Origin of the sequence: Bradyrhizobium altum (assembly GCF_020889705.1) — a bacterium.
GTDB classification, from domain to species: Bacteria; Pseudomonadota; Alphaproteobacteria; order Rhizobiales; family Xanthobacteraceae; genus Bradyrhizobium; species Bradyrhizobium altum.
This window is the reverse complement of the sequence record NZ_JACMYP010000160.1, coordinates 1-21,110: the sequence shown is the minus strand read 5'-3', so window position 1 is coordinate 21,110 and position 21,110 is coordinate 1. Positions and strand designations below refer to the sequence as shown.

The 21,110-nt window shown below is 59.6% G+C and carries 23 protein-coding genes and 1 pseudogene; 11 read left to right on the top strand and 13 right to left on the bottom strand.

The annotated features are described in order from the left end of the window. Positions 1 to 230, bottom strand: a 230-nt coding sequence (locus tag H8B02_RS30865; protein ID WP_229169678.1) for a DUF2285 domain-containing protein, incomplete at its 3' end; no start/stop codon positions are given. A 173-nt stretch (positions 231 to 403) separates the two neighbouring features. Then, a complete protein-coding gene (locus H8B02_RS30860) occupies positions 404 to 592 on the bottom strand; it encodes a hypothetical protein (protein ID WP_229169677.1) in 189 nt (62 codons plus the stop codon). Between the two features lie 1,168 nt (positions 593 to 1,760). Between H8B02_RS30860 and H8B02_RS30855 the strand changes: the two genes are divergently transcribed. Further along, complete coding sequence (locus H8B02_RS30855; RefSeq protein WP_229169676.1) at positions 1,761 to 4,007, top strand: 2OG-Fe(II) oxygenase; 2,247 nt, start codon at positions 1,761 to 1,763, stop codon at positions 4,005 to 4,007. 259 nt (positions 4,008 to 4,266) lie between these two features. Here H8B02_RS30855 and H8B02_RS30850 read toward each other — a convergent pair whose 3' ends face one another. Together H8B02_RS30850 and H8B02_RS30845 are read right to left on the bottom strand one after the other, a co-directional pair. Then, a complete protein-coding gene (locus H8B02_RS30850; protein WP_229169675.1) occupies positions 4,267 to 4,857 on the bottom strand; it encodes an RES family NAD+ phosphorylase in 591 nt (196 codons plus the stop codon). Continuing rightward, positions 4,854 to 5,519, bottom strand: coding sequence for a hypothetical protein (locus tag H8B02_RS30845; protein ID WP_229169674.1), 666 nt, complete (start codon positions 5,517 to 5,519; stop codon positions 4,854 to 4,856). Before H8B02_RS30845 ends, H8B02_RS30850 begins: the two co-directional genes overlap by 4 nt. A gap of 432 nt (positions 5,520 to 5,951) precedes the next feature. Here H8B02_RS30845 and H8B02_RS30840 point away from each other — a divergent pair, with 432 nt between their 5' ends. Together H8B02_RS30840 and H8B02_RS30835 are read left to right on the top strand one after the other, a co-directional pair. Continuing rightward, positions 5,952 to 6,065 (top strand): hypothetical protein, encoded by a 114-nt coding sequence (locus H8B02_RS30840; RefSeq protein ID WP_376711729.1) that lies wholly within the window; start codon positions 5,952 to 5,954, stop codon positions 6,063 to 6,065. 17 nt (positions 6,066 to 6,082) lie between these two features. Next, positions 6,083 to 6,391 (top strand): HVO_A0114 family putative DNA-binding protein, encoded by a 309-nt coding sequence (locus H8B02_RS30835; protein ID WP_229169673.1) that lies wholly within the window; start codon positions 6,083 to 6,085, stop codon positions 6,389 to 6,391. Between the two features lie 286 nt (positions 6,392 to 6,677). Here the strand turns inward: H8B02_RS30835 and H8B02_RS30830 are convergent, their stop codons facing one another. From H8B02_RS30830 to H8B02_RS48165, 5 genes are all read right to left on the bottom strand, one after another. After that, positions 6,678 to 6,929 carry a hypothetical protein gene (locus H8B02_RS30830; RefSeq protein ID WP_229169672.1) on the bottom strand — a complete coding sequence of 84 codons (252 nt, stop codon included), beginning with the start codon at positions 6,927 to 6,929 and terminating at the stop codon, positions 6,678 to 6,680. A gap of 71 nt (positions 6,930 to 7,000) precedes the next feature. Beyond that, complete coding sequence (locus H8B02_RS30825) at positions 7,001 to 8,878, bottom strand: feruloyl-CoA synthase (protein WP_229169671.1); 1,878 nt, start codon at positions 8,876 to 8,878, stop codon at positions 7,001 to 7,003. Then, entirely contained in the window at positions 8,875 to 9,666 is a 792-nt protein-coding gene (locus H8B02_RS30820) for a crotonase/enoyl-CoA hydratase family protein (RefSeq protein ID WP_229169670.1), read from the bottom strand. Before H8B02_RS30820 ends, H8B02_RS30825 begins: the two co-directional genes overlap by 4 nt. 307 nt (positions 9,667 to 9,973) lie before the next feature. Next, positions 9,974 to 10,189 carry a hypothetical protein gene (locus H8B02_RS30815; protein ID WP_229169669.1) on the bottom strand — a complete coding sequence of 72 codons (216 nt, stop codon included), beginning with the start codon at positions 10,187 to 10,189 and terminating at the stop codon, positions 9,974 to 9,976. A gap of 287 nt (positions 10,190 to 10,476) precedes the next feature. Then, the gene (locus tag H8B02_RS48165; protein WP_274617727.1) at positions 10,477 to 10,605 is read right to left on the bottom strand and encodes a hypothetical protein; all 129 of its coding nucleotides are present in this window, start codon (positions 10,603 to 10,605) and stop codon (positions 10,477 to 10,479) included. A gap of 352 nt (positions 10,606 to 10,957) precedes the next feature. Here H8B02_RS48165 and H8B02_RS30810 point away from each other — a divergent pair, with 352 nt between their 5' ends. The 3 genes from H8B02_RS30810 (at position 10,958) to H8B02_RS30795 (ending at position 13,866) form a co-directional block, all read left to right on the top strand. After that, entirely contained in the window at positions 10,958 to 11,365 is a 408-nt protein-coding gene (locus tag H8B02_RS30810) for a hypothetical protein (protein ID WP_229169668.1), read from the top strand. Positions 11,366 to 11,372: 7 nt separating this feature from the next. Beyond that, a complete protein-coding gene (locus tag H8B02_RS30805; RefSeq protein WP_229169667.1) occupies positions 11,373 to 11,837 on the top strand; it encodes a hypothetical protein in 465 nt (154 codons plus the stop codon). 1,150 nt (positions 11,838 to 12,987) lie between these two features. Further along, the gene (locus H8B02_RS30795; protein ID WP_229169666.1) at positions 12,988 to 13,866 is read left to right on the top strand and encodes a GNAT family N-acetyltransferase; all 879 of its coding nucleotides are present in this window, start codon (positions 12,988 to 12,990) and stop codon (positions 13,864 to 13,866) included. 144 nt (positions 13,867 to 14,010) lie between these two features. Here the strand turns inward: H8B02_RS30795 and H8B02_RS30790 are convergent, their stop codons facing one another. Continuing rightward, the gene (locus tag H8B02_RS30790) at positions 14,011 to 14,163 is read right to left on the bottom strand and encodes a hypothetical protein (RefSeq protein ID WP_229169665.1); all 153 of its coding nucleotides are present in this window, start codon (positions 14,161 to 14,163) and stop codon (positions 14,011 to 14,013) included. Positions 14,164 to 14,636: 473 nt separating this feature from the next. On the opposite strand from H8B02_RS30790, the gene aepX reads away from it, so the two are divergent. The 4 genes and pseudogenes from aepX (at position 14,637) to H8B02_RS30770 (ending at position 18,638) form a co-directional block, all read left to right on the top strand. Continuing rightward, positions 14,637 to 15,560, top strand: coding sequence for a phosphoenolpyruvate mutase (aepX, locus tag H8B02_RS30785; RefSeq protein ID WP_283842258.1), 924 nt, complete (start codon positions 14,637 to 14,639; stop codon positions 15,558 to 15,560). Positions 15,561 to 16,189: 629 nt separating this feature from the next. After that, positions 16,190 to 16,525 (top strand): annotated as a pseudogene (locus tag H8B02_RS30780) (sugar phosphate nucleotidyltransferase); the annotation flags it as partial. Between the two features lie 147 nt (positions 16,526 to 16,672). Next, entirely contained in the window at positions 16,673 to 17,167 is a 495-nt protein-coding gene (locus H8B02_RS48160; RefSeq protein WP_274617718.1) for a GNAT family N-acetyltransferase, read from the top strand. 877 nt (positions 17,168 to 18,044) lie between these two features. Next, complete coding sequence (locus H8B02_RS30770; protein WP_229169664.1) at positions 18,045 to 18,638, top strand: reverse transcriptase domain-containing protein; 594 nt, start codon at positions 18,045 to 18,047, stop codon at positions 18,636 to 18,638. On the opposite strand, the gene H8B02_RS30765 is transcribed toward H8B02_RS30770, so the two are convergent. Genes H8B02_RS30765 through H8B02_RS30755 form a run of 3 tightly spaced genes read right to left on the bottom strand, consistent with a single transcriptional unit; the run spans position 18,635 to position 19,790 of the window. Continuing rightward, positions 18,635 to 19,189 carry an IS3 family transposase gene (locus H8B02_RS30765; RefSeq protein WP_229169679.1) on the bottom strand — a complete coding sequence of 185 codons (555 nt, stop codon included), beginning with the start codon at positions 19,187 to 19,189 and terminating at the stop codon, positions 18,635 to 18,637. The genes H8B02_RS30770 and H8B02_RS30765 overlap by 4 nt on opposite strands. Further along, complete coding sequence (locus tag H8B02_RS30760; RefSeq protein WP_229169663.1) at positions 19,126 to 19,479, bottom strand: IS3 family transposase; 354 nt, start codon at positions 19,477 to 19,479, stop codon at positions 19,126 to 19,128. Before H8B02_RS30760 ends, H8B02_RS30765 begins: the two co-directional genes overlap by 64 nt. Continuing rightward, the gene (locus H8B02_RS30755) at positions 19,476 to 19,790 is read right to left on the bottom strand and encodes a transposase (RefSeq protein ID WP_229169662.1); all 315 of its coding nucleotides are present in this window, start codon (positions 19,788 to 19,790) and stop codon (positions 19,476 to 19,478) included. The genes H8B02_RS30760 and H8B02_RS30755 overlap by 4 nt, the downstream gene beginning before the upstream one ends. Between H8B02_RS30755 and H8B02_RS30750 the strand changes: the two genes are divergently transcribed. Continuing rightward, positions 19,789 to 20,448 carry a group II intron maturase-specific domain-containing protein gene (locus H8B02_RS30750; RefSeq protein WP_312001372.1) on the top strand — a complete coding sequence of 220 codons (660 nt, stop codon included), beginning with the start codon at positions 19,789 to 19,791 and terminating at the stop codon, positions 20,446 to 20,448. The two genes, H8B02_RS30755 and H8B02_RS30750, sit on opposite strands and share 2 nt — an antisense overlap. The last annotated feature ends 662 nt before the right edge of the window (positions 20,449 to 21,110 follow it).

Genomic DNA, 21,110 nt, shown 5'->3' with positions numbered 1-21,110 from the left:
GCCCACTTCGCCCTCGCAAGATGTGTGTCGTAGACCTGCCTGGCGCGCTCCGGCTCGCTCTCCGGATTAATCTGAAGCACGATTTCCGTCACTTCGCGCCAATCAGCGCCTTCACGGTCGGCGTCGAGCATGCGCATATACGTGACCGCATGTTCGCGATCATACGGCGTCAGAATATCGCCCGCCGGCGCCGTGTCGGCGACATGAGAATTATGCGGCTTCTCGCGCATGTGGCTCTCCTGATCAAACTCAGATGGCATTGTCACGCGCCATCAGGGCCGATTGATGTCCCTGCGACGAGATCGATAGTAGCCGTCAGTCCATCAATCGTCCCCGTCGGAATCGCCATGCTCGCGGCCAACAGGTCAGGCGAGCGGCTGCCACTTTGTGCACGGTCGGATGCTTAGGAAAACCTTTCTCTTGCCGACGCTTCAGCGGCGGCCGTCATGATGCGGTCAAAGGCCTCAGTCGGTGTGCAACCTTTCTCAAACTCGCCCCGCCAGTGCTCTGGAACCAGCGGGAATTGCGAATAGACCTGCCCAATCTCGAAACGAAGCTCGCGTATCCATGCTTGGAATGCTTTATCGGACATGTAAGTCAACCCATACATCTAAAGCCTCACCACTGACGTGGGGCCCAACGCACGGTCGGGCACCTCCGACCGACAAGATATTGCAATGCCTCTCCAGGCTACGATCAGGAGAACGGCAAGGCCAACGAACTATATGGCCGATGCCACGAGGCCATCAAGCGCAGGCGCCACAATGCTAGCCATGTGGTCAATCTGACTCCCGCATTGGTCAATCCTTTTGCGAGGACCAGACGTAGATACCGCCAATGAACCTTTAACTCTCGCGAGGCTGTGCTAGCCTGCTCGCACAGCCAGGGGGGGAGGCGATTGACCAGAGAGCAGGCTAAGGCCGTAGAGTCTGGCGTCGAGCTATCATCATCCTTACTGCAACGATTGCAGCGCATTGAAATGTGGTGCATGACCAGATTTGTGCGTCTCCTCGAGGAGTGCGACCCGGACAATGTTAAGCGTACCCGCGCCGCTCAACTCTATCTCGAGGTCGGGGCTCGCCGGATGGCCGCCGAGCGCGGGCGTATCTAGAGCGCATACTGCAGCTCTTTGAATATGCGGGGTGTTGAACGTGCATCCGCACTTGCGCCGCGTGGAAGGTCGTAAATCTTGTGAGCGAACGTCACGTCGCGGCCGCAGCGTGCAAACATCAGTGATGCGATCCTCTTGCTCCGCCGTGTGACGCCTGCCTTGAGCGATATGCGCTCGGCTTCTTCGAAATGACGGAGATGCACTTCTCGGTCGCGAGGTCTTGGATCGGAGGTTGTGAAGAACCGCAAGGCGGTCGCGATCGAAGCTGCACGAGGCGCGCTCGGAGGCTGTCGGCTATCAGACCGAGCTTAAGAATTTTCATTGTCCCGCGGTCTTGCCGGGCGCGGCGGCCCCGCCTCGCGTCCCCAAGGATGACATCCGTACAGTCCGTGTGGTGAAGGACCGCACCGCGAGACTTTGGTGCCTTTAGAAAGGAGAGCGACAGGTTCACGTCCTGCAATGACGCGTGATAGAAAGGGGACGTCGTTCCCGCGGATTCCACCGAGATCGGTCCAGGTAAAAATTGACTTCACGCACCTGTTCGGGGTGTCGAGCCAAGAGGCCAGACAGGTCCGTCCCCCGACCGTGTGGGATCGCGTCGACTTGACGGTCATCCACGAAACACCGTCCAGCGTGTCGGAGGATTAGCATGTCGTCGATCGGTACCAGGTTGCTCAACAGTCTGCGATCCGTTGAGCGCCCGGGTGACTTCTGTGTCGGCGGAATTCGCGAGATTTTCATGCCAACGATCGACGTCGACGGCGTGGGCAGGCTCGCCTTTCCCGTTCTACCCGTCCAAGCCGAGCAGCTCGTCGCGATCGCCGAGACAGCTCCGTTCGGGCGAGGCGAGGAGACCGTGGTCGATCGCGAAGTCCGGAGAACCTGGCAGGTCGATTCCGCCAAGGTTCAGATCGCAGGGCGTCACTGGGACAAGACCTTGGCCGGCCTCGTCGCCGACATGGCCCGCCGGCTTGGCGTGGGCGAGCCGGTTGCGGCCGACTTCTATAAGCTTCTTGTCTACGACACCGGCAGCTTTTTCGTCGACCACCGCGATACCGAGAAGGTCGCCGGCATGTTCGCGACGTTGGTGCTTGTCCTGCCCTCAGCCCATAGCGGCGGCGAGTTGGTCGTCAAGCATCTCGGCCGGGAGGTCGTGCTCGACGCCCGTCCGGAGGAGCCGTCGGAGATCGGCTTTGCGGCCTTCTATGCCGACTGCGTGCATGAGTTGCGTCCGGTCAAGACGGGATGTCGCCTGGCCCTCGTCTATAATTTGCGTTTCGTCGGCAGGAGCCGCGCACTGAAGGCACCCGATTATCGGGCGGAGCACGGGCGCGTGGTGGAGTTGCTGCGGAACTGGGCGAGCGCTGAGGATGAGCCTGATAAGTTGATCGTACCCTTGGAGCACGTCTATACGCCTGCCGAGCTGTCGTTCAGTGCACTCAAAGGGGCCGATGCGGGCGTGGCGTCCGTGCTGGTCAAGGCCGCCGCAGAGGCGTATTGCGATCTCCACCTCGCTCTCGTGTCGATCGAGGAGGGCGGCAGCGCCGAACATAGCACCTATTACGGCCGTCGCCGCTGGGGTCGCTGCGAAGACGAGGAGTTTGAGGTCGCCGAGATCTTCCACCGAACGCTGATTCTGTCCGAGTGGCGGCGTCCGGACGGCGGCGAGGCCGGGTTCGACGATTTTCCTTTCACCGAGGACGAGTTGTGCCCGCCCGATGCTTTCGAGAATCTGGCGCCGGATGAGCAGCATTTTCACGAGGCCACGGGCAACGAAGGCGCGTCCTTCGAGCGCACCTATCGCCGTGCCGGCTTCGTGTTGTGGCCGACCGCGCGGAGGTTCGCGGTGCTGAATCAGGCTGGCCTGGGCACGACGCTGCCGTATCTCGAAGATCTGACGGTGCGCTGGGAGACGAGCAATGCATCGATCCAGTCGCCGCTGTGGCGTGAAGCCGATGAGCTGTCGCGGCATATGCTGCGCTCTTGGCCACGCTCGTCCCGGCGGGCAGACGACGACGCGGCAGCCGGCCGGATGCTCGATTTGCAGATCCGGCTTGGGAACGCCGGGCGCATCGATGCGCTCCTCGCCGAGCTGTCGGCCGAGGGCCACTACGCCGCGCTTGACAACGGAGCGATTGTGCGAGCTGCCGCGCTTCTTCCCGCCGCGCGCGCAACGGAATTGCTGATCCGGATTGTCAGCCGTAACGCTTCGGCCCATCTCACCGCCTGCGGCGATCTGCTGACGCGCTGCGTTGCGGCGCCGGCAGGTCTGACCCTCGAACAGATCGGCCAAGCCTTGATAGATGCGATGCCGGGCGACCCGACCACGCAGCAGCAGGTCGATGTCTCCCGGCCAGCGCCGGTGAAGCCAGGCTTTGTCGTCGACCTCCTGACAGCGACAAGTCGAATCGATGCGGGGCTCGCAGCGCGCGCGATCCAGCACCTGATGGCCTGGCCGAAGACATACAAGCCGGACGATGTGCTGGTCCCCGCTGCTCTAGCGATTGCCAAGCTGGAGGAGAGAAGGGCGTGGCCGGCGGTCGCGCGGCTCCGGGAGGCCGCGCTCGACCACCTGCGCCGGCGCGTCGCCCTGCCGCTGGAGGCGCCACGGGACTGGACCAGGACCAACCCGCTCAAATGCACGTGCGGCGACTGCCGTGGGTTGGGCGCATTCCTGACTGCGCCGGATCAACAGCAATGGCGCCTGAAGGCGGTCCAGGACCGGAGGACCCATGTCGAGCAAAGGGTCCGGAGCGCGACGTGCGACCTTGACCTCACGACGGAAAGACGCGGCAGTCCCCACACGCTGGTCGCTACCAAGAACCAGGCCAGCTACGAACGCCGCGCCAGGCAGCGCCGGCAGGATCTGGAGCACATCTCAGCGCTGGGCGGATGATGTTGGCTCCAGCACCGAGCCAGGAACTCCGGCCGCAGAATGCGCCGGAAGGATCGAGCTCGCGGGCCAAGGCGGGGAGTACAGACGCGGCCATCAACCTATCCCTGGAGGGCGACGACCCTGATCTCGGACCCGGTCGGCCAATGAAGGAGCCTTGAACGTCATCGCAGGCCTCACGCGCCAGGAAGTCAAACTGCTCATTTGCCTCGGCTCCTTCAACGACGACAGGCATTGTCCGGGCTGCCGGCTTCAACGAGAGTCAGCCGGGCGCTAGTCCGACCTTGTATCGTTGCGCGAGCCGCCAGAACCAGTCTTGATCCAGGTTGGTCTGTCGATCGATCTCCCGGATTGAGCTGCGAGTGCGATTAAACAGCGCATAGCAAAGGCCATCGTCGTCGTGGCGAGCGTAATAGGCGATGCCGTCGGGATTAAGCGGATGGCCCAATAGAGCCCTCGACCAGGCCTGCGGCACGTCGTAAGGCAGTCCGCCATGCACCACCTCGGCGGTCGCACCGAGAATGGCGAGCGAGGGGCCAGCCAGTCTGATCAGCGAAAGATCTACGGTGATCTCGAGACGAGCGTAGGCTTTGCGATGCAGCAGGCCGGCATCTATCAGGGTCCGTCCCGGCACGCGAAGGAACGTCTCTGCAAATGCGCCGAAGGGCTCCCGGGCTGCATAGAGAACGCCGTAGCTTCCATCAGGAGCGTTCAGCCGGCCGAGACGCGACGTGTCGAAAAAGATGGGATCGTACTCGGCGGTGTAGAACCGATGAACCAGCGTACCCCGCCGCAGCCGGACCAGGCGCGGACGGCGGCGATCGAGATCGTCCGGCGGTAGCGGAGCGGTCACGCGCCTTGCTGAGCCATTCGCTGGGCGGCCTCGACCACAAGTTCAACCTTGCCTTCCTTGAGCAGGTCGATGGGCTTGCGGCCACCCAGCCGATCATCTGGCTGAGCCAGGAAATTCAGAATGGTCCAGGGATTGTTGGTCGGCAGCACCTCCCGGACGGACTTCAGGCCCTCGACGATAGTGCCGTCCGCGTTGAACTGAAGGGTCGGAAAGCTCCGGTGGTTGCTGGGACCGGGAACGGCAAGGAGGCTACCTTCCTGCACGCGCTTGTCGACAGCCTGCCGGGAGATTCCCCGCAGCAGGGTTCTGACCTGGTCCAGATCGTACGCGCCTCCTGCTCGCCGAAGATCCTCTTGCACAATACGGACGCCCTCGAGGACGGCGAGAGCCCGGGCATCGGGCGCAAATGCCTCCTTGTTGACGACAACGGTCTTCTTCGCTGCTCCGGTGAAGAACCGGAACGCTTGTCCCGCTAGTTGCTTGTTGCGCTCACGAACCTTCTGCAGCGCCGTTGCACTCTTGGACACAATCGCGACCTGAGCGTCTGCGGGAAGAGCCAGGCTCTTCAAAGCGGAGGGCTTCTGCTTAAGTACCATCATCATTCCGTCCTCGTGGACGGACAGATCTTTGATACCGATGGCCTTTGACCGTGCCTTGGACATGATCTCGACTCCCTGCCTGAATATGGACTATTTCCTGCAACTTTGTCAACTTTGTCAACAGCTGTCTAATTCAGATCGGTTCCATGCGCTGCATCAGTAGGCGTTGGGCATGCGATCCGGCGCGCCCAAAATGCCTGCGGAGCATCGGGCTGCGTCGAGGCTAACGAGCGGCAGGCTGGACCAGGAATGGATCGCTGAACTAAACGACCGATGTGCGTGCCCCCGAAGCCGGCGCCGCTATGGGTCCTCAGCCCGATGCCAATGCCGTCGGAGGACAACCATTCACGCAACCTCTGGTAACATTTCTAATGAGCGCAATCAGCAACTACAAGCTTTTCTAAACATCATGACGTTCGCTGAATATGATAAGGACATCGCCACTCTTGCCGAAGACAAATACCGGCTCGCTATGTAGTGAACGGCGTCTGCCGCGTGCGTTACGACAATGAGCGCGGCAAGGGCGATCATCGCCACCTGGATGGCAAGGATTGCTCTTATGCTTTTCGTGGGCTGGTGCGGCTGCTGGCGGTTTTTGGCGCGACGTGAATAAACGGAGATAGAACATGCGGACGGTTATCCTAGGCGTCGCGACACAGAGCAACCTGACGCGCCGCATCTTGGCGACTGCGCACGGGCAGCGTAAGGCTGGCGACGACCGAATTTCATTCGAGAGCGTCCGCGACCTTTGGCGGGTGCTGGCGCCCAAGCGCATGGAGATCGTGCGAGTTATGACCGGAGCCGGCCCGCTGACAATACGGGAAGTCGCGCGTCGGGTCGACCGCGACTTCAAGGGGGTCCACTCCGATGTGACGCTGCTGCTGGGCGCGGGGATTTTGGAGAGGACGGAAAGTGGGGGCGTGGAATTTCCATGACCGCGTTCATGTCGAGTTCGACATGATGGCGGCGTGACGTCCCGCCCGCATCAATAGCAATAGTAGTAAGAAACAGCGCAAGTAAGCGATTCGCATAATCTCCGTTATGGAATATATTCCTATAGTTTTCCGCCGGCGTCCTGTGGCTTTTCCTCTTCATGTGTTGGCGGAAGGTGTTTCTAGCGGGGAACGGCGTTAAGAGAAGACAGTCGGATCATCATGTGCAACATGAATTGGCCAACTCCGGGGACAGGGCCATCAGGTGAACATGAAATAGACATCACGGTTATTTGCGTTCCGGCTTAATCCTGCCCACGCGTTCACGGACGGAAAACGTCACAACCTCAAACTCTTTGCCGGATTGATTGGCGATGATCTGCGCCATATCGGTGATGTTCTTAAGCCAACGATGATCTGTGGCGATCAACGGCAACGGACCATCCGCCGTGTACCAAGTCTGAACGACCTCCCCGTCATCATCGCTAATTGCGACGATCGCGTGCATGTCCTTGATCCGGAATCCATTGTGTTCATTCATCGGAGCTTCTACGCCTTCTCAGTCGATGGTGGCTTGGTCCTTCAACTGCATGGCGGTTCTCCTCTTCGAAATCAGGTTAGCGTGATGACGGATGCCGCCGGCACCGGCGCATAGAGCGTTTCGATCAGGACATTGCGATGCTCCAGCACGGCGCGCTGGTTGATCGAGCCTTTGTCGGTGATCTCGCCGCGATCGATCAACAGCGGGGTGTCGAGCAGGATCGCACGGGTGACGCGGTTCGACGAACCGGTCGCGCTGGCGAGAAATCGTGTGAAGCGTTCGCGGAAGGCCGCGCGTACCTTGGAATCAGCGGCAGCCGCCGCGATATCGTTGGCAGCGAGATCTGGATTGATCAGGCAGCAGCCGTCGAGATCGAGGATGACGATCGCCGAGATCTCGTCGCGATTGAGGCCCGCGATCACGACGTCGCGCACCAGCGGCGCGCAGGCGCCGACGAACCGCGCCCGCAAGGGACCGACACTGACCCAGGTGCCGCTCGCCAGCTTGAAATCTTCGGCGATACGGCCATCGAAGTCGAAGCCGGCGTCGAAATCGCCGGAATTGGCAGGCTTCAGGGCGTCGCCGAATTTGTAGAAGCCCTCCTCGTCGAAGGCCTTGGCGGTTAGCTCCGGCTGGCGCCAGTAACCTGGCGAGACGTTCGGCCCCTTGGCGCGGACTTCCAGCTTGCCGTTGTTCGGCACAAGCTTGGCATCGGCGCCTGATACGGGAAGGCCGACATGGCAGGAGCGGCTGGTGTCGGGGCGCACCGACATGAAGAACGGCGAGGTTTCGGTCGCGCCGAGGCCGGTCAGCATCGGCACGCGATAGCCCTTCTCCCGCACCGCGAGCTCGTCGAGGCTGTTCCAGACGAGCGGCGACAGCGCCGCGCCCGAGAAGAACATCGCATGCAGCCGGTCGAAGAATTTCGCCCGCAAGCCTGCATCGTCGCGGAGATAAGGCAGTAGCGCCTCATAGCCCTTGGGAACGTTGAAGTAGACTGTCGGCGAAATCTCGCGCAGGTTTCGCGCGGTCTCCTCGATGCCGCCGGGCATCGGCTTGCCCTCGTCGAGATACATCGAGCCGCCATTGTAGAGCGTCAGCCCGATATTGTGGTTGCCGCCAAAGGTGTGATTCCACGGCAGCCAATCGACGATGACCGGCGGCTCATCCTTCAGGAACGCAAGCGTCTCGCGCAGCATGACCTGATTGGCGCAGATCATGCGCTGGGTATTGATGACCGCCTTGGGATTGCCCGTCGACCCCGAGGTGAGCAGGAACTTTGCGATCGTGTCGGGGCCGATTGCCTCGTGAACCGCGTCAAGGCGCGGGTGTTCCGGCGTTGTCGTCAGGTCGGCGAGGCGGGTGACATCACGGCCGGCAACGGCGCCTCGGCTCGCCGAGATCTCTATGCCCGCGGGCACATTGGCGAGCAGTGCGTCGGCGAATTTGTCCGCGTCATCGACGAAGACGAGGCCCGGCGTAAGCAGCTCGATCAGAAAGTTGAGCTTGCCGTAGTCGCGCGAGACCAGCGAATAGGCCGGCGAGACCGGACAGAACGGGATCCCCGCATACAGCGCGCCGAACGCGATCAGCACGTGGTCGATCGAGTTGCCCGACAGGATCACGATCGGTCGGTCGGCCGACAATCCGCGCGCGATCAACGCCGACGCGAGGCGCCGCGTCGTCTCCAGCAGTTGTGCGTAGGTGATCTGCCGCCAACCGCCGCCGGCGGCGCGCTCGGCCATGAACACGCGGTTCGGCGCGGCTTTGGCCCAGTGATGCAGGCGGTCGGTGATGCGAACGGGATAATCGGCGAGCTTCGCCTTCGGGCGAAGATAGATCGTGCCGTCGGCATGGCGCTCGACCGTCACCTCGGGATTGCCGAACGAGATCGGGCGCAGCGGATGCGCGCTGGCGGCTGTCGCGGACGTGTCAGGCTTGGCGCTCATGTCGGCTTCACCTTGGCGGTCTTGCGATCAAGGAATGCGCGGATACGCCGCTTGGCTTCCTTGTCGCTCTGCGCGACGGTCGCCACTAGGGATTCCATCAAGAGCCCGGTCTGCGGATTGGCCTCCGCGATCATCGGCAACGCCTGCAGCACCGCGAAATTGGTCAGCGGCGCGTTCGCAGCGACGCGCACGGCAAGCTCCATCGCCTTTGCCAGTGAGCCGCCGGCCTCGGTGAGATATTGCGAGAAGCCGTAAGAGGCGCCTTCGGTCGCGGAATAGACCCGGCCGGTCAACATCATGTCGGCCATCCGGGGCACGCCGATCAACCGCGGCAGCCGCACCGATCCGCCCCCGCCGACGAAGATGCCGCGCTGGCCCTCCGGCAGCGCGAAATAGGCCGAAGGCTCCGCGACGCGGATATGCGCCGCGCAGGCAAGCTCGAGGCCGCCGCCGATCACCGCCCCCTTCAGCGCAGCGATCACGGGCACGCGGCAATACTGGATGCGGTCGAACACTCGATGCCACATCTGGGAATGGACAAGCCCTTCGGTGGCGTCGCGTTCGGTCAGCTCGGACAGATCGAGGCCAGCGGAGAAGTGATCGCCGATGCCGTGGATGACAACAGCGCCGATCCTATCGGGAATCGCAGAAAAGCAGCACTGCAGCGCAAGGATGATGCCGTCGTTCAGCGCGTTGCGCTTGGCCGGACGGTTGAGCCCCACAGTCAGCACTGTGCCCGTCGTCTCGATCCTGAGCAACGATGCGTTACCCGCTATGGCGTTTCCCATGTGTTATTGTTCCCTGCCTGAATAGTTATATGTTATCATTGTTATCGCGAGGAATCAATACCGGACAATGGGACAGGATTGTCAGCGAGCCGTCGGAAACTGAGCGCGACGCATCAAGCCGTCGTCCTCGAGGACGGTGACGATTGCGCTTGTTGCTCCGTCGACCTCCCTGCCCTCGTGGGGCGAGTTAGAGCCTCGAGGTTTCTCCGCTCGATTCCAAGCAGGAACGGAATGTCCGGTTGACGCGATTGCGCGAACTTCTCAACCACCTCCTCAGCAGGCTCGCAGCGACCGACGTCAAACTCGCTCAATTTCGGGCGCCGATCGCGGAAGGCAAAGCACCAACCCATTGCGGTGAGGACGTCATGCGCGTCGGTTCAGCAATCGACGCGCCGCTAAGTGCGCGGGCGGGTGCCGGTGGTACGCTTAAATGTGCGACTGAATAGAAGTCACAGAAACCGCAGCGTTCGGCGATGGTGCCGAGCCCGGCACCGCTTTCCAAGGTCAGGGTTTGCGCCATCATGATCGCTGGGGCCTTTCGTGATGTATATCGTTCACGCTGAGGCAACGAAGCCCTGCCTTGCCTAATCTCCGACGTAGACGCCGCCTCGCTTTTTGGCGATCAGATAAACTACGATGCTAAGAACCACGATCGCCGTGCCGTAAAAGGGAAATACCCAGGAGAGGTTCGAACGTTGGAGCCAAAGAAGGAATGGTGTGGTACCGCCGAATATCGTTGCACCAACAGCGTACCCAAGCGTTACGCCGGCGGTCCGAACATTTCTCGGCATCAGCGTAGTGCCAATGAAGTTATAGAGCGCCATATTGCCAGCCGACCAGAGTGCCGCCCACCAACATAACGATAGAGTAGGTCAGAATGCTCTTCTCGGTATAGAGTAGAGATAGGAAGAACGATGGGATGAGCAGCAGGCGCATCATTAGAATGTCTCCGGCCCTGAACTGGTACTTCGACAGAAACCGATATCGGCCGCGGGCACAGTCTCTCGAGTTCGCTTGGGCGCTACAGAGGGCAAACGTTATTGCAGTCGAGTTCGTCGATCCCATTTGGACCAACGTTCCGGAGTCTCTGTCAGAATACATTGATGGAAGAGCGCAGACTTACAGAACGAAAATACTCGATGAGCATTCCGCGAACTCGTGTTAGGGCATGACGATCCAGCATGACCCCACGTGAGACTTGGGCGCTCCGGATTCAGTTACAACTTTAGAGATTTCGAACGCAGAAAATTGCGACTCTGTCGGTAGCGTTGTCTAGAACTGGGGAAGTCCAATGAAGAACATTGTATGCGCGATCGCCGTTCTGGTGAACTCAAGCGCATCGGCCCAAGAGATGGCTCCGATATTTCACAACGGATCTCGTGGCATTATCACCCGTGACAAGGGTATCGTCGAAATCCGATACGAGACGCCCCGCTCCGGCCTTCCGGTAAAGGAAGGCACGGTTCTGTTTTCCGGACGGTGGGACGAGCACGGCAATTACGAAGGCGTCGCCTACACGTTCAAACGCGGATGCGATCCGGCTCCGTATCGAGTCACGGGCAAGGATGCGGGTCCCGGCATCATTCTGACCGGCATCCCGCCGCGGCGTGATCCGCATGGATGCGCCGTCATCGGGACTAATGCCACCGTGAAGCATTCACGGCTCGTCTTCGAATACGAAATCGAAGATCATAACTGAGGGTAAAATGGGTCTGTTTTCAATCAAGGGTACAATTACTGCATACGGCCAGCACGATATCTTGAAAGATGGCTGCATATATCAGTGGATCGAAATGCAAGACGAGCACGGTCAACGGATCAACGTCTCCAAGGTCTTCGCAACGAATGCGATCCTGTCGTTGCTGGTGAACTTAAACATAGGCGGCGAATTTTACTTTGAGACCATCAGAGGGAAGAAACGATTGTTCGGCGTCAAGTCAATGGACGGTGCCGTAGCATTCGACGAGATGAACGCAAGAGCGCGCGTTGGTGGCCTTCTTTTCCTACAAGGCGTCCCGCTTCTGTTAATCTTCGGTCTCGGCGCCATCCCCATGGCCATGGGTCTCTTCTACCTATTCACGCCGAACGACAGCGCTCGTCGAGAGATATTTTACGGCAGCGACCGGGATGAGGCAATTCGTCTCAGGCAACAAGTCCCGATTCGGATCTAATCAACATCGCTATTATGGCAAGCGACTGGCGTGGCGTCACGGGACGCCAGCCTTGGCGTTCACGTATCCCGAATGCAGATCACCCACCGAGACTCTAACTGCCGCTGGATGAAAATTCAGGGGCAGGTCAACCCGCCTCCGACGAGATGCGGGGCGCGCGGTTCATGGCGATCGCAATGCGGCCACATCACGGCGTCGACCGCGGCTCCGCCGAGACAGTTCCTATTTCCCTGGCGCAGCGCACTCGGCTTGGTGGAAACGACGCTGTTCGGCCAAGCTGCGATTGATCTCGGTGGCTTCTGGGCGTCCGGGCATACCGCCACCGAATCCACCTTTTAAAATTCGATCCGCAAGAACAGTCAACAGGACTCGATGTATTCGATGGTCGATTTGAATAGAAAGGATACGGGTCCATACCAAGAAATGCGTTCCAACCTCTTGGGCGGCGCAAAACAATTCATAAATATTGGCCTCACGATCACCGATATGGATGCACTGCGATGGCTTCTCGAAAAGCTCCGTGGATTGCTTGAGGTTCTCCAGCCACCGAATGCTCTCCTTGGTTCAATGGGGATCCGTGTCAGGTTGACCTCGCGCCTGAGCGCAGCGCCCCCTCTGAATTGCTTTCTGGTCCAGAACTTCACGGCGTTGAGCCCCAGTGGAAGCCCCTCGAGGGTCACCGCAAGGCTCGAATGCATCAATATTCCGCATGTCGTGTACGTTTGGGGTTTTCCGTCCAATCTTCGAGAGCTGCTTTTGGGGATGCGCTTAATCATCCCCCCTTTGATGGGTCGGTCGGTCTAGTCTCTCGCGCCGCCCGGCGTCGCGGGTTTTCCCAAGGCGAGTCTCAGGTACTGCCCCGATTGGTGCGGCTCCCTTGGTCCAGCAGGATTCAGTGACTGCTTGACTATCATGGTCAGCTCGACCTGTATTGCTCGGCACTTTACATACGTCGTAGCGGTCCGCTTTTCGCAAATCGTCCCCTCCCCGGACGAGCGTTCAGTATCTATTGGTTTAGGAGAGCCATTTCGGTAGTCACAATCGTCTTGAGACCCGTCAGGTTCTCGAAAGCTAGCTCTCCTAAAATACTGAGGTCTCTGGGGTGCCGATGCTTCCATTGATGGTAGTGGACAAGAACATAGAGGTCCGAATGCTCAAAGCAATCGGAGATGTGCTTAGCGTCGTTGGTGAGTTAGCCCAGAAGTACACTACCCTGCGGCAACAGCAGCCGGCGGGGCAACAATTGGACGGCGCTAGTTCGCAAGGATCTGGCGAGTTGAACTCGCGAACCCGCTTTGAACGGCAGCTGAGCGAATTGCAAAATAACCCGCCCTCCAGCACTCAGGTGTCTGCGGCAATTTCAAATGACGTATATCTGGCTAGCGGAAGCGAAAAAGACCGCGACGTCGCGATCCAGCGATCGTCACCGTACTACTACAGCAACACTCCGAATATCGAGCTCCTCAAAGCCGATCAGGCCGCAAGTGTGGTGAAAGAATTCTGGAAGAGTATCGAGGCGTTCAGCAAAGATCGCGCTGGAAGAGAACTGACGGTTCCACCCGACGGCCCCGGGGAACTTGCCCCAACGAGGCCTGACCTGGAAGCATGGAAGGAACGAAGCGATGGAGCAGTGGGATCGGCCATTGTGATGCAAGAAGGTCCAGAAGATAAACTCGTCTATACGCTTCAAGAAGCCCCTATCGCCGTGATGACGCTGCAGCAACGTCGAGTCGATATCGAAATTAAACATCTGGCGACGCACCCGGCCGTTTACGGAGCTGGCGAAACAATGCTTGAGTCGGCCATAAACCGGTCCCAAGCGGCAGGTCATGGCGGCAAAGTAAGCTTAGTTGCTACGCCCGAAGCTCATGGGTTTTATGAGAAGAATGGCTTCAAGATGGATAGGCATGGCCGGTGGTCGCTTGTTCCTTCAGCCAGCGAGTTCTGGGGCAAAAAAAGCGATATCTGGATTTTGAAGAAGAACGAGGGCAAGAAGTATCTCACTGGTGCCCCGGCAGATAGGTCCTGACTTGTTTGAAATTGCCCTGATTCGACTGAAGTCCTTGAACGGATGCGCGCCGCGTTGATCTGCGCCTTAGCGGTGCCAAAGGATCGGCAACAACATGCCCCCGCTCGGCGTTGTGGAGGGCGCGCGAGTGGGAAAACCGTCGCGTCAGCGTACGGGCAAGAGCGTCATGGGCTTGCCGAACTCCCGAGCCACGAGATAGCTGACAATCGGCAACTCCGCGACGTCGAACGTTTGTTCGCGAACCATCGGCTTGAAACTATCAATGACCGAATCGTAGTGGACGAAATCGAGCGTCACTCGGTCCGAAACTCACCACGTCGCTCTTCGCGGCGGCGGTGCTGGGACCGAGAACATCGCGCTGATGCGGCTGACCGAATAGACGGCACATCCCGAACAACTGATGCGCTTGGTCGAGCTTGGGTCTGGTACCCGCGGCAGCGGTCTGAGACTATCCAAATATCAAATAGATTGCATCTTGAGGTTAGGCTTGAACAGGCGCGATTCTGCATCTCGCCGGCGTAGGCCCGCCCTGTCAACAATTGGCCGGCGAAAGGCGCAGTGAAGTCAGTTGTCCAATCCCGAACCGTCGTCGCGATAAGCAACGCACTGGTCTGGCTTCCAAGCTTAGCCACGATTGCTGCACATCGACAACGAGACGCAACAATGCGCACCCGGGCAACTACCAATTCTCACAATTGATCTAGATGACGAAAACATGTCACCTTCCATTGATGATCGTTGCTCGGTCAACTTGCACGCAGGCATTCAGCATGCACGACCAATCACATTCTGCTCTCGCCAAACGGGCTGATCAATCCGTTGATTCCTCACCGTCACAAAGGCTGCGGGCCGACGTCTGCTCCAGTAGCAAACTCTTCTTCCTCATGGAAGCGCATGACGGACTCTCGGCAGCTCTCGCTGAGCGCGCAGGTTTCAAAGGTCTCTGGGCGTCGGGTCTGTCGATTGCCTGCGCTCTGGGCTACCGAGATGCCAACGAAGCGTCGTGGAGCCAGGTCGTCGATGCAGTCGAGCGGATCGTGGACTCAACGCAACTGCCTGTCTTGGTTGACGGCGATGGCGGCTTCGGGAATTTCAATAACGCCCGTCTGCTGGCACGCAAACTCCGTCAGCGTGGCGCTGCCGGCGTCGCGCTGGAGGACAGCTGTTTTCCGAAGACGAATTCGTTTGTTGACCGGCATCCCCTTGCCGATGTCGACGAATTCTCCGGCCGTCTGCGGGCGATGAAGGATACAGTTGCGCAAGACTTCGTCCTTGTGGCCCGGATCGAGGCGCTGATCGGCGGCCATGGAATGGATGAAGCAATTTTGCGCGCCCACGCTTATGCCGACGCGGGAGCCGATGCGATCCTCATTCACTCGCGAAGGAGCGCTGCGGACGAGATTCTTGCGTTTGCACGCGCCTGGCAGAACAGGCTGCCGGTTGTGATCATTCCAACGAAATACTATCGAACGCCGGTCTCTGCTTACCGCAAAGCTCACATCTCGACGGTGATCTGGGCCAACCATGCTATGCGAGCTGCAATAGCGGCAATGCGGCAGGTCTACCATCGTATCCTCACTGAGGAGAGCACATCCAGCATTGAGCCGAGTATTGCGACGCTCGACGAGGTGTTCGAACTCTTGAGATACGACGAACTCGCCAGTGCGGAAGCGCGCTATCTTCGCCCCTCCTGAGTGGGGCGATAACGTTTCATTCACGCTGCAATATGCTTCGTCTCGAAGGACCACCGCCATGCAACCGGCCGCCTTTCTATCCCACTCGTCAGCGACGCACAGATTGTCACTTCTGAGTGTGGGCTGGCGATCGACTGCCGCGAGAGCCCTCACGCGGCCGATCTATCCATTGCCGCAATATTTCGGCTCGATTGCCCCATCTCATGGTTCATCCAGTCAACCGACAAAAGGCAGCAAACTCATTTTGCTCTGGAAGAAGAGCCAACGCGGGCGATGATCCGTCGTTCCTGAGATGTAGGGGTCCAATGTTTCAAGAAGTCCGTAGACCCCACACCGCAGCAGACAACCATAAGCGACGTCATGGACCGAAGGAGAGCGCCAGTGTTGGGGCGACGGACAGTCTTGTTCGACTCGTCGGACACCGCGGCGGCGTGCGGGCGCCAAAACAGCTTCCGTGAGTCGCAGGGAAAGCATCGATCTGACCGCCCGAGAGATCTGGAGCGAGCTTGCGCCAGCGGTGCGCCGGGGCGAGTGGACCAGAATTCCTGGGGCGGTCCAAGCCGGCTTGTCTGGGTCCGTGCCGTTTGGAAGTGAGGACGCGATATCGAAGAACGACGAAAGGGAATGAAATGACCGCCTATGCGCCCAAGAAAGCCGTTATTCTTGCTGCCGGCGTTGGCTCTCGCTTGCGACCGCTGACCGATCTGCGGCCCAAGCCGCTTGTTGAGGTCAATGGAACGCCGATACTCCATAACGCTCTGCGAAATCTGGAAGCTGTCGGCGTGGAAGACGTCACAATTGTTGTCGGCTACCGCAAGGACGCTATTGAATACGCCTGTGGCAGCCGCTTTGGCGAGCTCGAAATCAATTATGTGGAATCGTCCGTCTTCGACAGCACCGGCAGCGCCTACTCGCTTTGGCTGGCGCGTGACGCGCTTCTGTCCGGAGACTGCCTCCTTGTTCAACCAGGACTCCCCGTTAGTGGAGCTGCGTCGTCGGAAAGCGTTGCAGCTGTCCTTGATCAGCGGCTGTTGACGGCGAGACGTCGTGATAAGAGCACCTAAATGTGCGAGGAACGCACAACTCTGACATAAGTCGAAGGGCGAGCATTGATGTCGCAAGTAGAAATCAGCGTTCGTCAATTTGAGCCTGGGGATGCCGAAGATGTCTGGCGCCTACATAGAAGCGCCTTGGATCATGTGGGCGCGCGAGGCCCGGAGGGCGTCTGGGAGGCGGATTTACGCAACATAGAGAGAGTATATATTAGATCGGGCGGAGAATTCCTGATAGCGCGTATTGGGTCCCAGCTCGCTGCAATGGGCGCTCTGAAACCTGTTAGTGATGAAGTCGCAGAGCTAAAACGTCTGAGGGTCGATCCGGCTCTTCAAAGACGGGGCCTTGGAAGGCGCATACTTTATGAATTAGAAACGCGAGCTGTAGTTCTCGGATTCCTCTCTATTGTACTCGATACAACAACAGTCCAGGTTGCCGCTCAGCGACTTTATGAGGCTGCCGGCTACCTTCGCTGCGGGTATGGAGTGTTGCACGGATACGAAGTGATCCATTTTAAGAAGCGGATGAGTGTACGTTCTTGTAGTCGCAGTTGACCTCGTAAGTCAGAGTAGCGCGTGTTCAGATATCAGGCAGTGCAATGCCTCGGATTGTGCGACGAATGCCCACTTTCGGTCGGATAAGCTCGTTGGTGCGACCAGTAAGTCATTGATTTTTCTCAACCCGGGGCTGTCTCTTAATCAGCGGCCCGGTCGGAGTCAGTTATGCAGCAAGCTTAGGAATCTCCTGTTCAATCAATCGCAATAATCGGGTGTTGCGCCTCCGGGATTTGAAGTGCGTCAGGAGAAGCTCATGATGTCTAGCGGATGAAAGTTCTGCCGAGGTAAGTCTTAGCCAGACGCCTCGTAGCGAGTCGTGGGTCCGAACCGGTAACGGCAGGACCAAGCGTAGACAGCAAGCGTGCAGGGTGTGTATTGGGCCACGTAATCGGATCGTCGCGGTCGCCGAGGCTGCTTCAAAAGTCGAAGGCAACACCGGGATCTGCGCTAAAGGCGAGCAGGTTCTGGGCCGCCGGGGTCGGAGACCACATCACGCGCGCACAGAAATCATGGGAACCTGAGAAACCCTGTCATGTGCTCCGGCTCGTCACCGGAGGGAGAACTGACCGAGCGAAAAGCGGAGGTCGTTCCTCAGGCACGGCAGGGTGGCGGATCGGGGCGTAGTACTGTCGATGGCGGCGAAGGCAACGAGTCGACCGGAGGGAAGGCCCCGACTGATGGGAAACTCCGGTGAGCAGGCACGGGACCGGACACAGAGCCGGGTCATCCTGCCAGCCAATCTCACCTGGGTGAATGAGGCGGCCAAACGGTCGCGCCAGACTAGGTTCACGGCGCTGCTGCACCACGTTGACGTCGCTGCGCTCGAAAGGGCGTATCGACGGCTGCGGCGGCAGGCGGCCCCCGGGGTAGACGGGTGACAGTGGACTCCTACGGGCAAGACCTCGAAGGTAATCTTCGCGATCTAGCCGACAGGGTCCATGGCGGCCGCTATCGGCCGTTGCCGGTTCGCCGGACGTACATCCCTAAGGCTGACGGCGGTCAGCGGCCTCTCGGCATCCTCGCGCTGGAAGATAAAATCGTCCAGGGCGCGGTGGCGGAGGTCTTGAGCGCCATCTATGAAGCCGACTTCCTCGATTGCTCCTTTGGCTTCCGACCCAGACGCGGTGCTCATCAGGCGCTGCGGGTGGTGCGCGAAGCCATCACGACGGAGCCGGTGAACTGGGTACTCGATGCCGACATCCGCAGATACTTCGACAACATCGACCACGAACTTTTGCTACGGGCTGTCCGGAAGCACGTGACGTGCAAATGGGCGCTGCTCTACATCGAACGATGGCTGACGGCACCTATGGACAAGGACGGAATAATTATCGAGCGAACCCGCGGCACCCCTCAGGGTGGCGTGATTAGCCCTATATTATCCAACCTTTTCCTGCACTACACGTTCGATCTCTGGATGGGACGGACGCACCCTGTGATCTTCCCCCAAAAAAGTAGACAGGGTTAAGCTGCTTTTAGCTCCATCTCGATCGGGGCGATATATCCGATGGCGGAATGGAGTCGGGTTCGGTTGTAGAAGCCCTCGATGAAGGCGAAGATATCGCGCTGGGCTTCGGCTCGGGTTTTGTATTGGCGATAATGAACGAGCTCGGTCTTCAGGGTATGGAAGAAGCTCTCCATCGGGGCATTGTCGTAGCAGTCGGCTTTGCGGCTCATTGATCCGACGATTCCGGCCGCCGCGAGGGCCGCACGATAGTCGTACGAGGCGTACTGCACGCCGCGATCGGAGTGATGGATCAATCCGACCTCTGGATGCTGCTGCTGGATCGCCATCGTCAACGCGGACGCGGCGAGTTCGACCTGCATGTGGTCCCGCATGGCCCATCCGACGATCTTGCGGCTGAAGAGGTCCATGATCGCCGCCAGGTAGAGCCAGCCCTCTGCAGTAGGAATGTAGGTGATATCGGCGAGCCAGACCCGGTTCGCCGCCGCGGCTACAGGTTCGGCGCGATCGGCAGGCCATGACGACTGTCGGTTGTCCGAACGCGGCGCGGTGATGCCATGATGGCGCGGATGCCGTGCCGATGCATCAAGCGTTCGATCCGGCCACGACTGGCGCCACGTCCCTGCATCCGCAGCGCGGCATGGACCCGCGGGCTGCCATAGCGTCCGCCGCTGTCCTGATGAACCTGCCGGATCGCGGCCAGGAGCACGGCACTGGTGGTCACGCGGGCGCTCACCGGGCGCTCACGCCAGGCGTAATAACCGGCCGGCGAGACCTCGAGCACGGCGCACATCAGCCGCACCGGATAGGTATCGCGATGGTCCTCGATGAAGCGGAAGCTCATGTCCGGGTTCCGGCAAAGATCGCGATCGAATTTTTTAAAATGTCCCGCTCCATGCGCAGCCGCTCGTTCTCCTCGCGCAAACGGGCGATCTCGGCAGCCTGGTCCGCCGGCATCGGCGTCGCCTGCGTGGTGGGGCGCCGCGTCGCCGATGCCGGCTCCTGCCGGAGCTTCTCCACCCAGCGCCGCAGCACCGAGTCGCGAAGACCGAGTTCCTTGCCAACCGACGTGATCGACCGGCCACTCGACACCACAAGCTCAGCCGCCTGCCGCTTGTACTCCTCGGTAAAGGACCGACGTTGACGTCCTTCCATTCGACACCTCCTGGCTCGCAGAGCCTCCTACAGGTGTCCACTCAGTCGGGGGAGGTTCACTGACCTCCCATGGTGTAGGTATGCAGACGATGGTCTAGTGCACTGCCGGAGCGAGCAAGAAGCGGAAGCCGTAAAGGCCGAGCTACAAACTCGCCTAGCGGAATGCGGACTTGAGATGCACCCCACCAAAACCAGGATCGTCTACTGTAAGGACAGCCGGCGGAAGGGGAGCTATTCGAACGTCAAGTTTGACTTCCTTGGCTACTGCTTCCGGCCCCGACGGGCAAAGAACTCGCAAGACGCCTCGGTGTTCTGCAGTTTTCTACCTGGGGTCAGCGCTTCGGCGCTGAAGTCCATGCGGGCGGCAATCCGGGATTTGAACCTCCGAAGACGAACCCATGTGTCAATGGCTGACATCGCTCGGCAGCTCAATCCACTCCTGCGGGGGTGGATTGAATATTACGGTCGATTCACGCGCGCGGCTCTGGGGCCAATCCTTCGATACGTCAATCAGACAATCGAGGCTTGGATGATGCGGAAGTTCAAACGCTTTATGGGTCGCAAGGCCAAGGCCGGCCGCGTCCTCGAACGACTATCTCGAGAACGTCCCGGCTTGTTCGCACACTGGAAGATCGGCATACGCGGCTCGTTCGCCTGATGGGAGCCCAGTGAGGCGAGAGTCTCACGCTGGGATCTATGAGAGGCCGGCGGTGAGATTCCGCCGGCCTACTCGCCAAAGCTGCACGTCCGGATCTGTGAGGGGGGCGTCGAGCGATCGACGCCTCTACTCGACCCTACTCGGCGATCATTTGGGCGGTGAACCGCCTAGACACTGTTAGCTGTTGGATCGGCCGATTGCCTCCCTGCGATACACTCTTCGACGCTGCGTCCCTCGATCTCGGTGGCGCCCATTGATCGCAACGCCGTCCGGAAATCGCGCACGGCGGCGAGCTCGCGCCAGTCCGGGTGCGCTACTGGTGATATAGCTCGTAGCCATAAACTCGCTCCCGATAGATTGGTGTCCTGTCATGCTTGATTTCTCCATTCAGCTTCCAGATGCGAACATGAGGCGGATCGATTTTCGATTCGTTAGCGGCTGGCTCGGAAAGCATCCATGGTTGGCAAATCGTTGCGATTTGACACCTCTCTGACCCCTCAACGCCGGGACGTCTGATTTCCGACCGAAGAATTGTGGCCGTGGGCATCGTTAGCTTCTGGATACGGGGAAAGTTTTGGCACGTGGCGATCCACCGCCAGAACGAACGTAGATTGGTTGGAGAAGGTTAGCGACGAGCGGTATCGGAAGTGATGCGTGGGTGC

Coding starts and splice junctions, on each gene's coding strand:
- H8B02_RS30860 (WP_229169677.1), bottom strand. CDS start 592: ATGTCCGATAAAGCATTCCAAGCATGGATACGCGAGCTTCGTTTCGAG.
- H8B02_RS30855 (WP_229169676.1), top strand. CDS start 1,761: ATGTCGTCGATCGGTACCAGGTTGCTCAACAGTCTGCGATCCGTTGAG.
- H8B02_RS30845 (WP_229169674.1), bottom strand. CDS start 5,519: ATGTCCAAGGCACGGTCAAAGGCCATCGGTATCAAAGATCTGTCCGTC.
- H8B02_RS30835 (WP_229169673.1), top strand. CDS start 6,083: ATGCGGACGGTTATCCTAGGCGTCGCGACACAGAGCAACCTGACGCGC.
- H8B02_RS30830 (WP_229169672.1), bottom strand. CDS start 6,929: ATGAATGAACACAATGGATTCCGGATCAAGGACATGCACGCGATCGTC.
- H8B02_RS30825 (WP_229169671.1), bottom strand. CDS start 8,878: ATGAGCGCCAAGCCTGACACGTCCGCGACAGCCGCCAGCGCGCATCCG.
- H8B02_RS30820 (WP_229169670.1), bottom strand. CDS start 9,666: ATGGGAAACGCCATAGCGGGTAACGCATCGTTGCTCAGGATCGAGACG.
- H8B02_RS30815 (WP_229169669.1), bottom strand. CDS start 10,189: ATGATGGCGCAAACCCTGACCTTGGAAAGCGGTGCCGGGCTCGGCACC.
- H8B02_RS48165 (WP_274617727.1), bottom strand. CDS start 10,605: ATGATGCGCCTGCTGCTCATCCCATCGTTCTTCCTATCTCTACTCTAT.
- H8B02_RS30810 (WP_229169668.1), top strand. CDS start 10,958: ATGAAGAACATTGTATGCGCGATCGCCGTTCTGGTGAACTCAAGCGCA.
- H8B02_RS30805 (WP_229169667.1), top strand. CDS start 11,373: ATGGGTCTGTTTTCAATCAAGGGTACAATTACTGCATACGGCCAGCAC.
- H8B02_RS30795 (WP_229169666.1), top strand. CDS start 12,988: ATGCTCAAAGCAATCGGAGATGTGCTTAGCGTCGTTGGTGAGTTAGCC.
- aepX (WP_283842258.1), top strand. CDS start 14,637: ATGCACGACCAATCACATTCTGCTCTCGCCAAACGGGCTGATCAATCC.
- H8B02_RS48160 (WP_274617718.1), top strand. CDS start 16,673: ATGTCGCAAGTAGAAATCAGCGTTCGTCAATTTGAGCCTGGGGATGCC.
- H8B02_RS30760 (WP_229169663.1), bottom strand. CDS start 19,479: ATGAGCTTCCGCTTCATCGAGGACCATCGCGATACCTATCCGGTGCGG.
- H8B02_RS30755 (WP_229169662.1), bottom strand. CDS start 19,790: ATGGAAGGACGTCAACGTCGGTCCTTTACCGAGGAGTACAAGCGGCAG.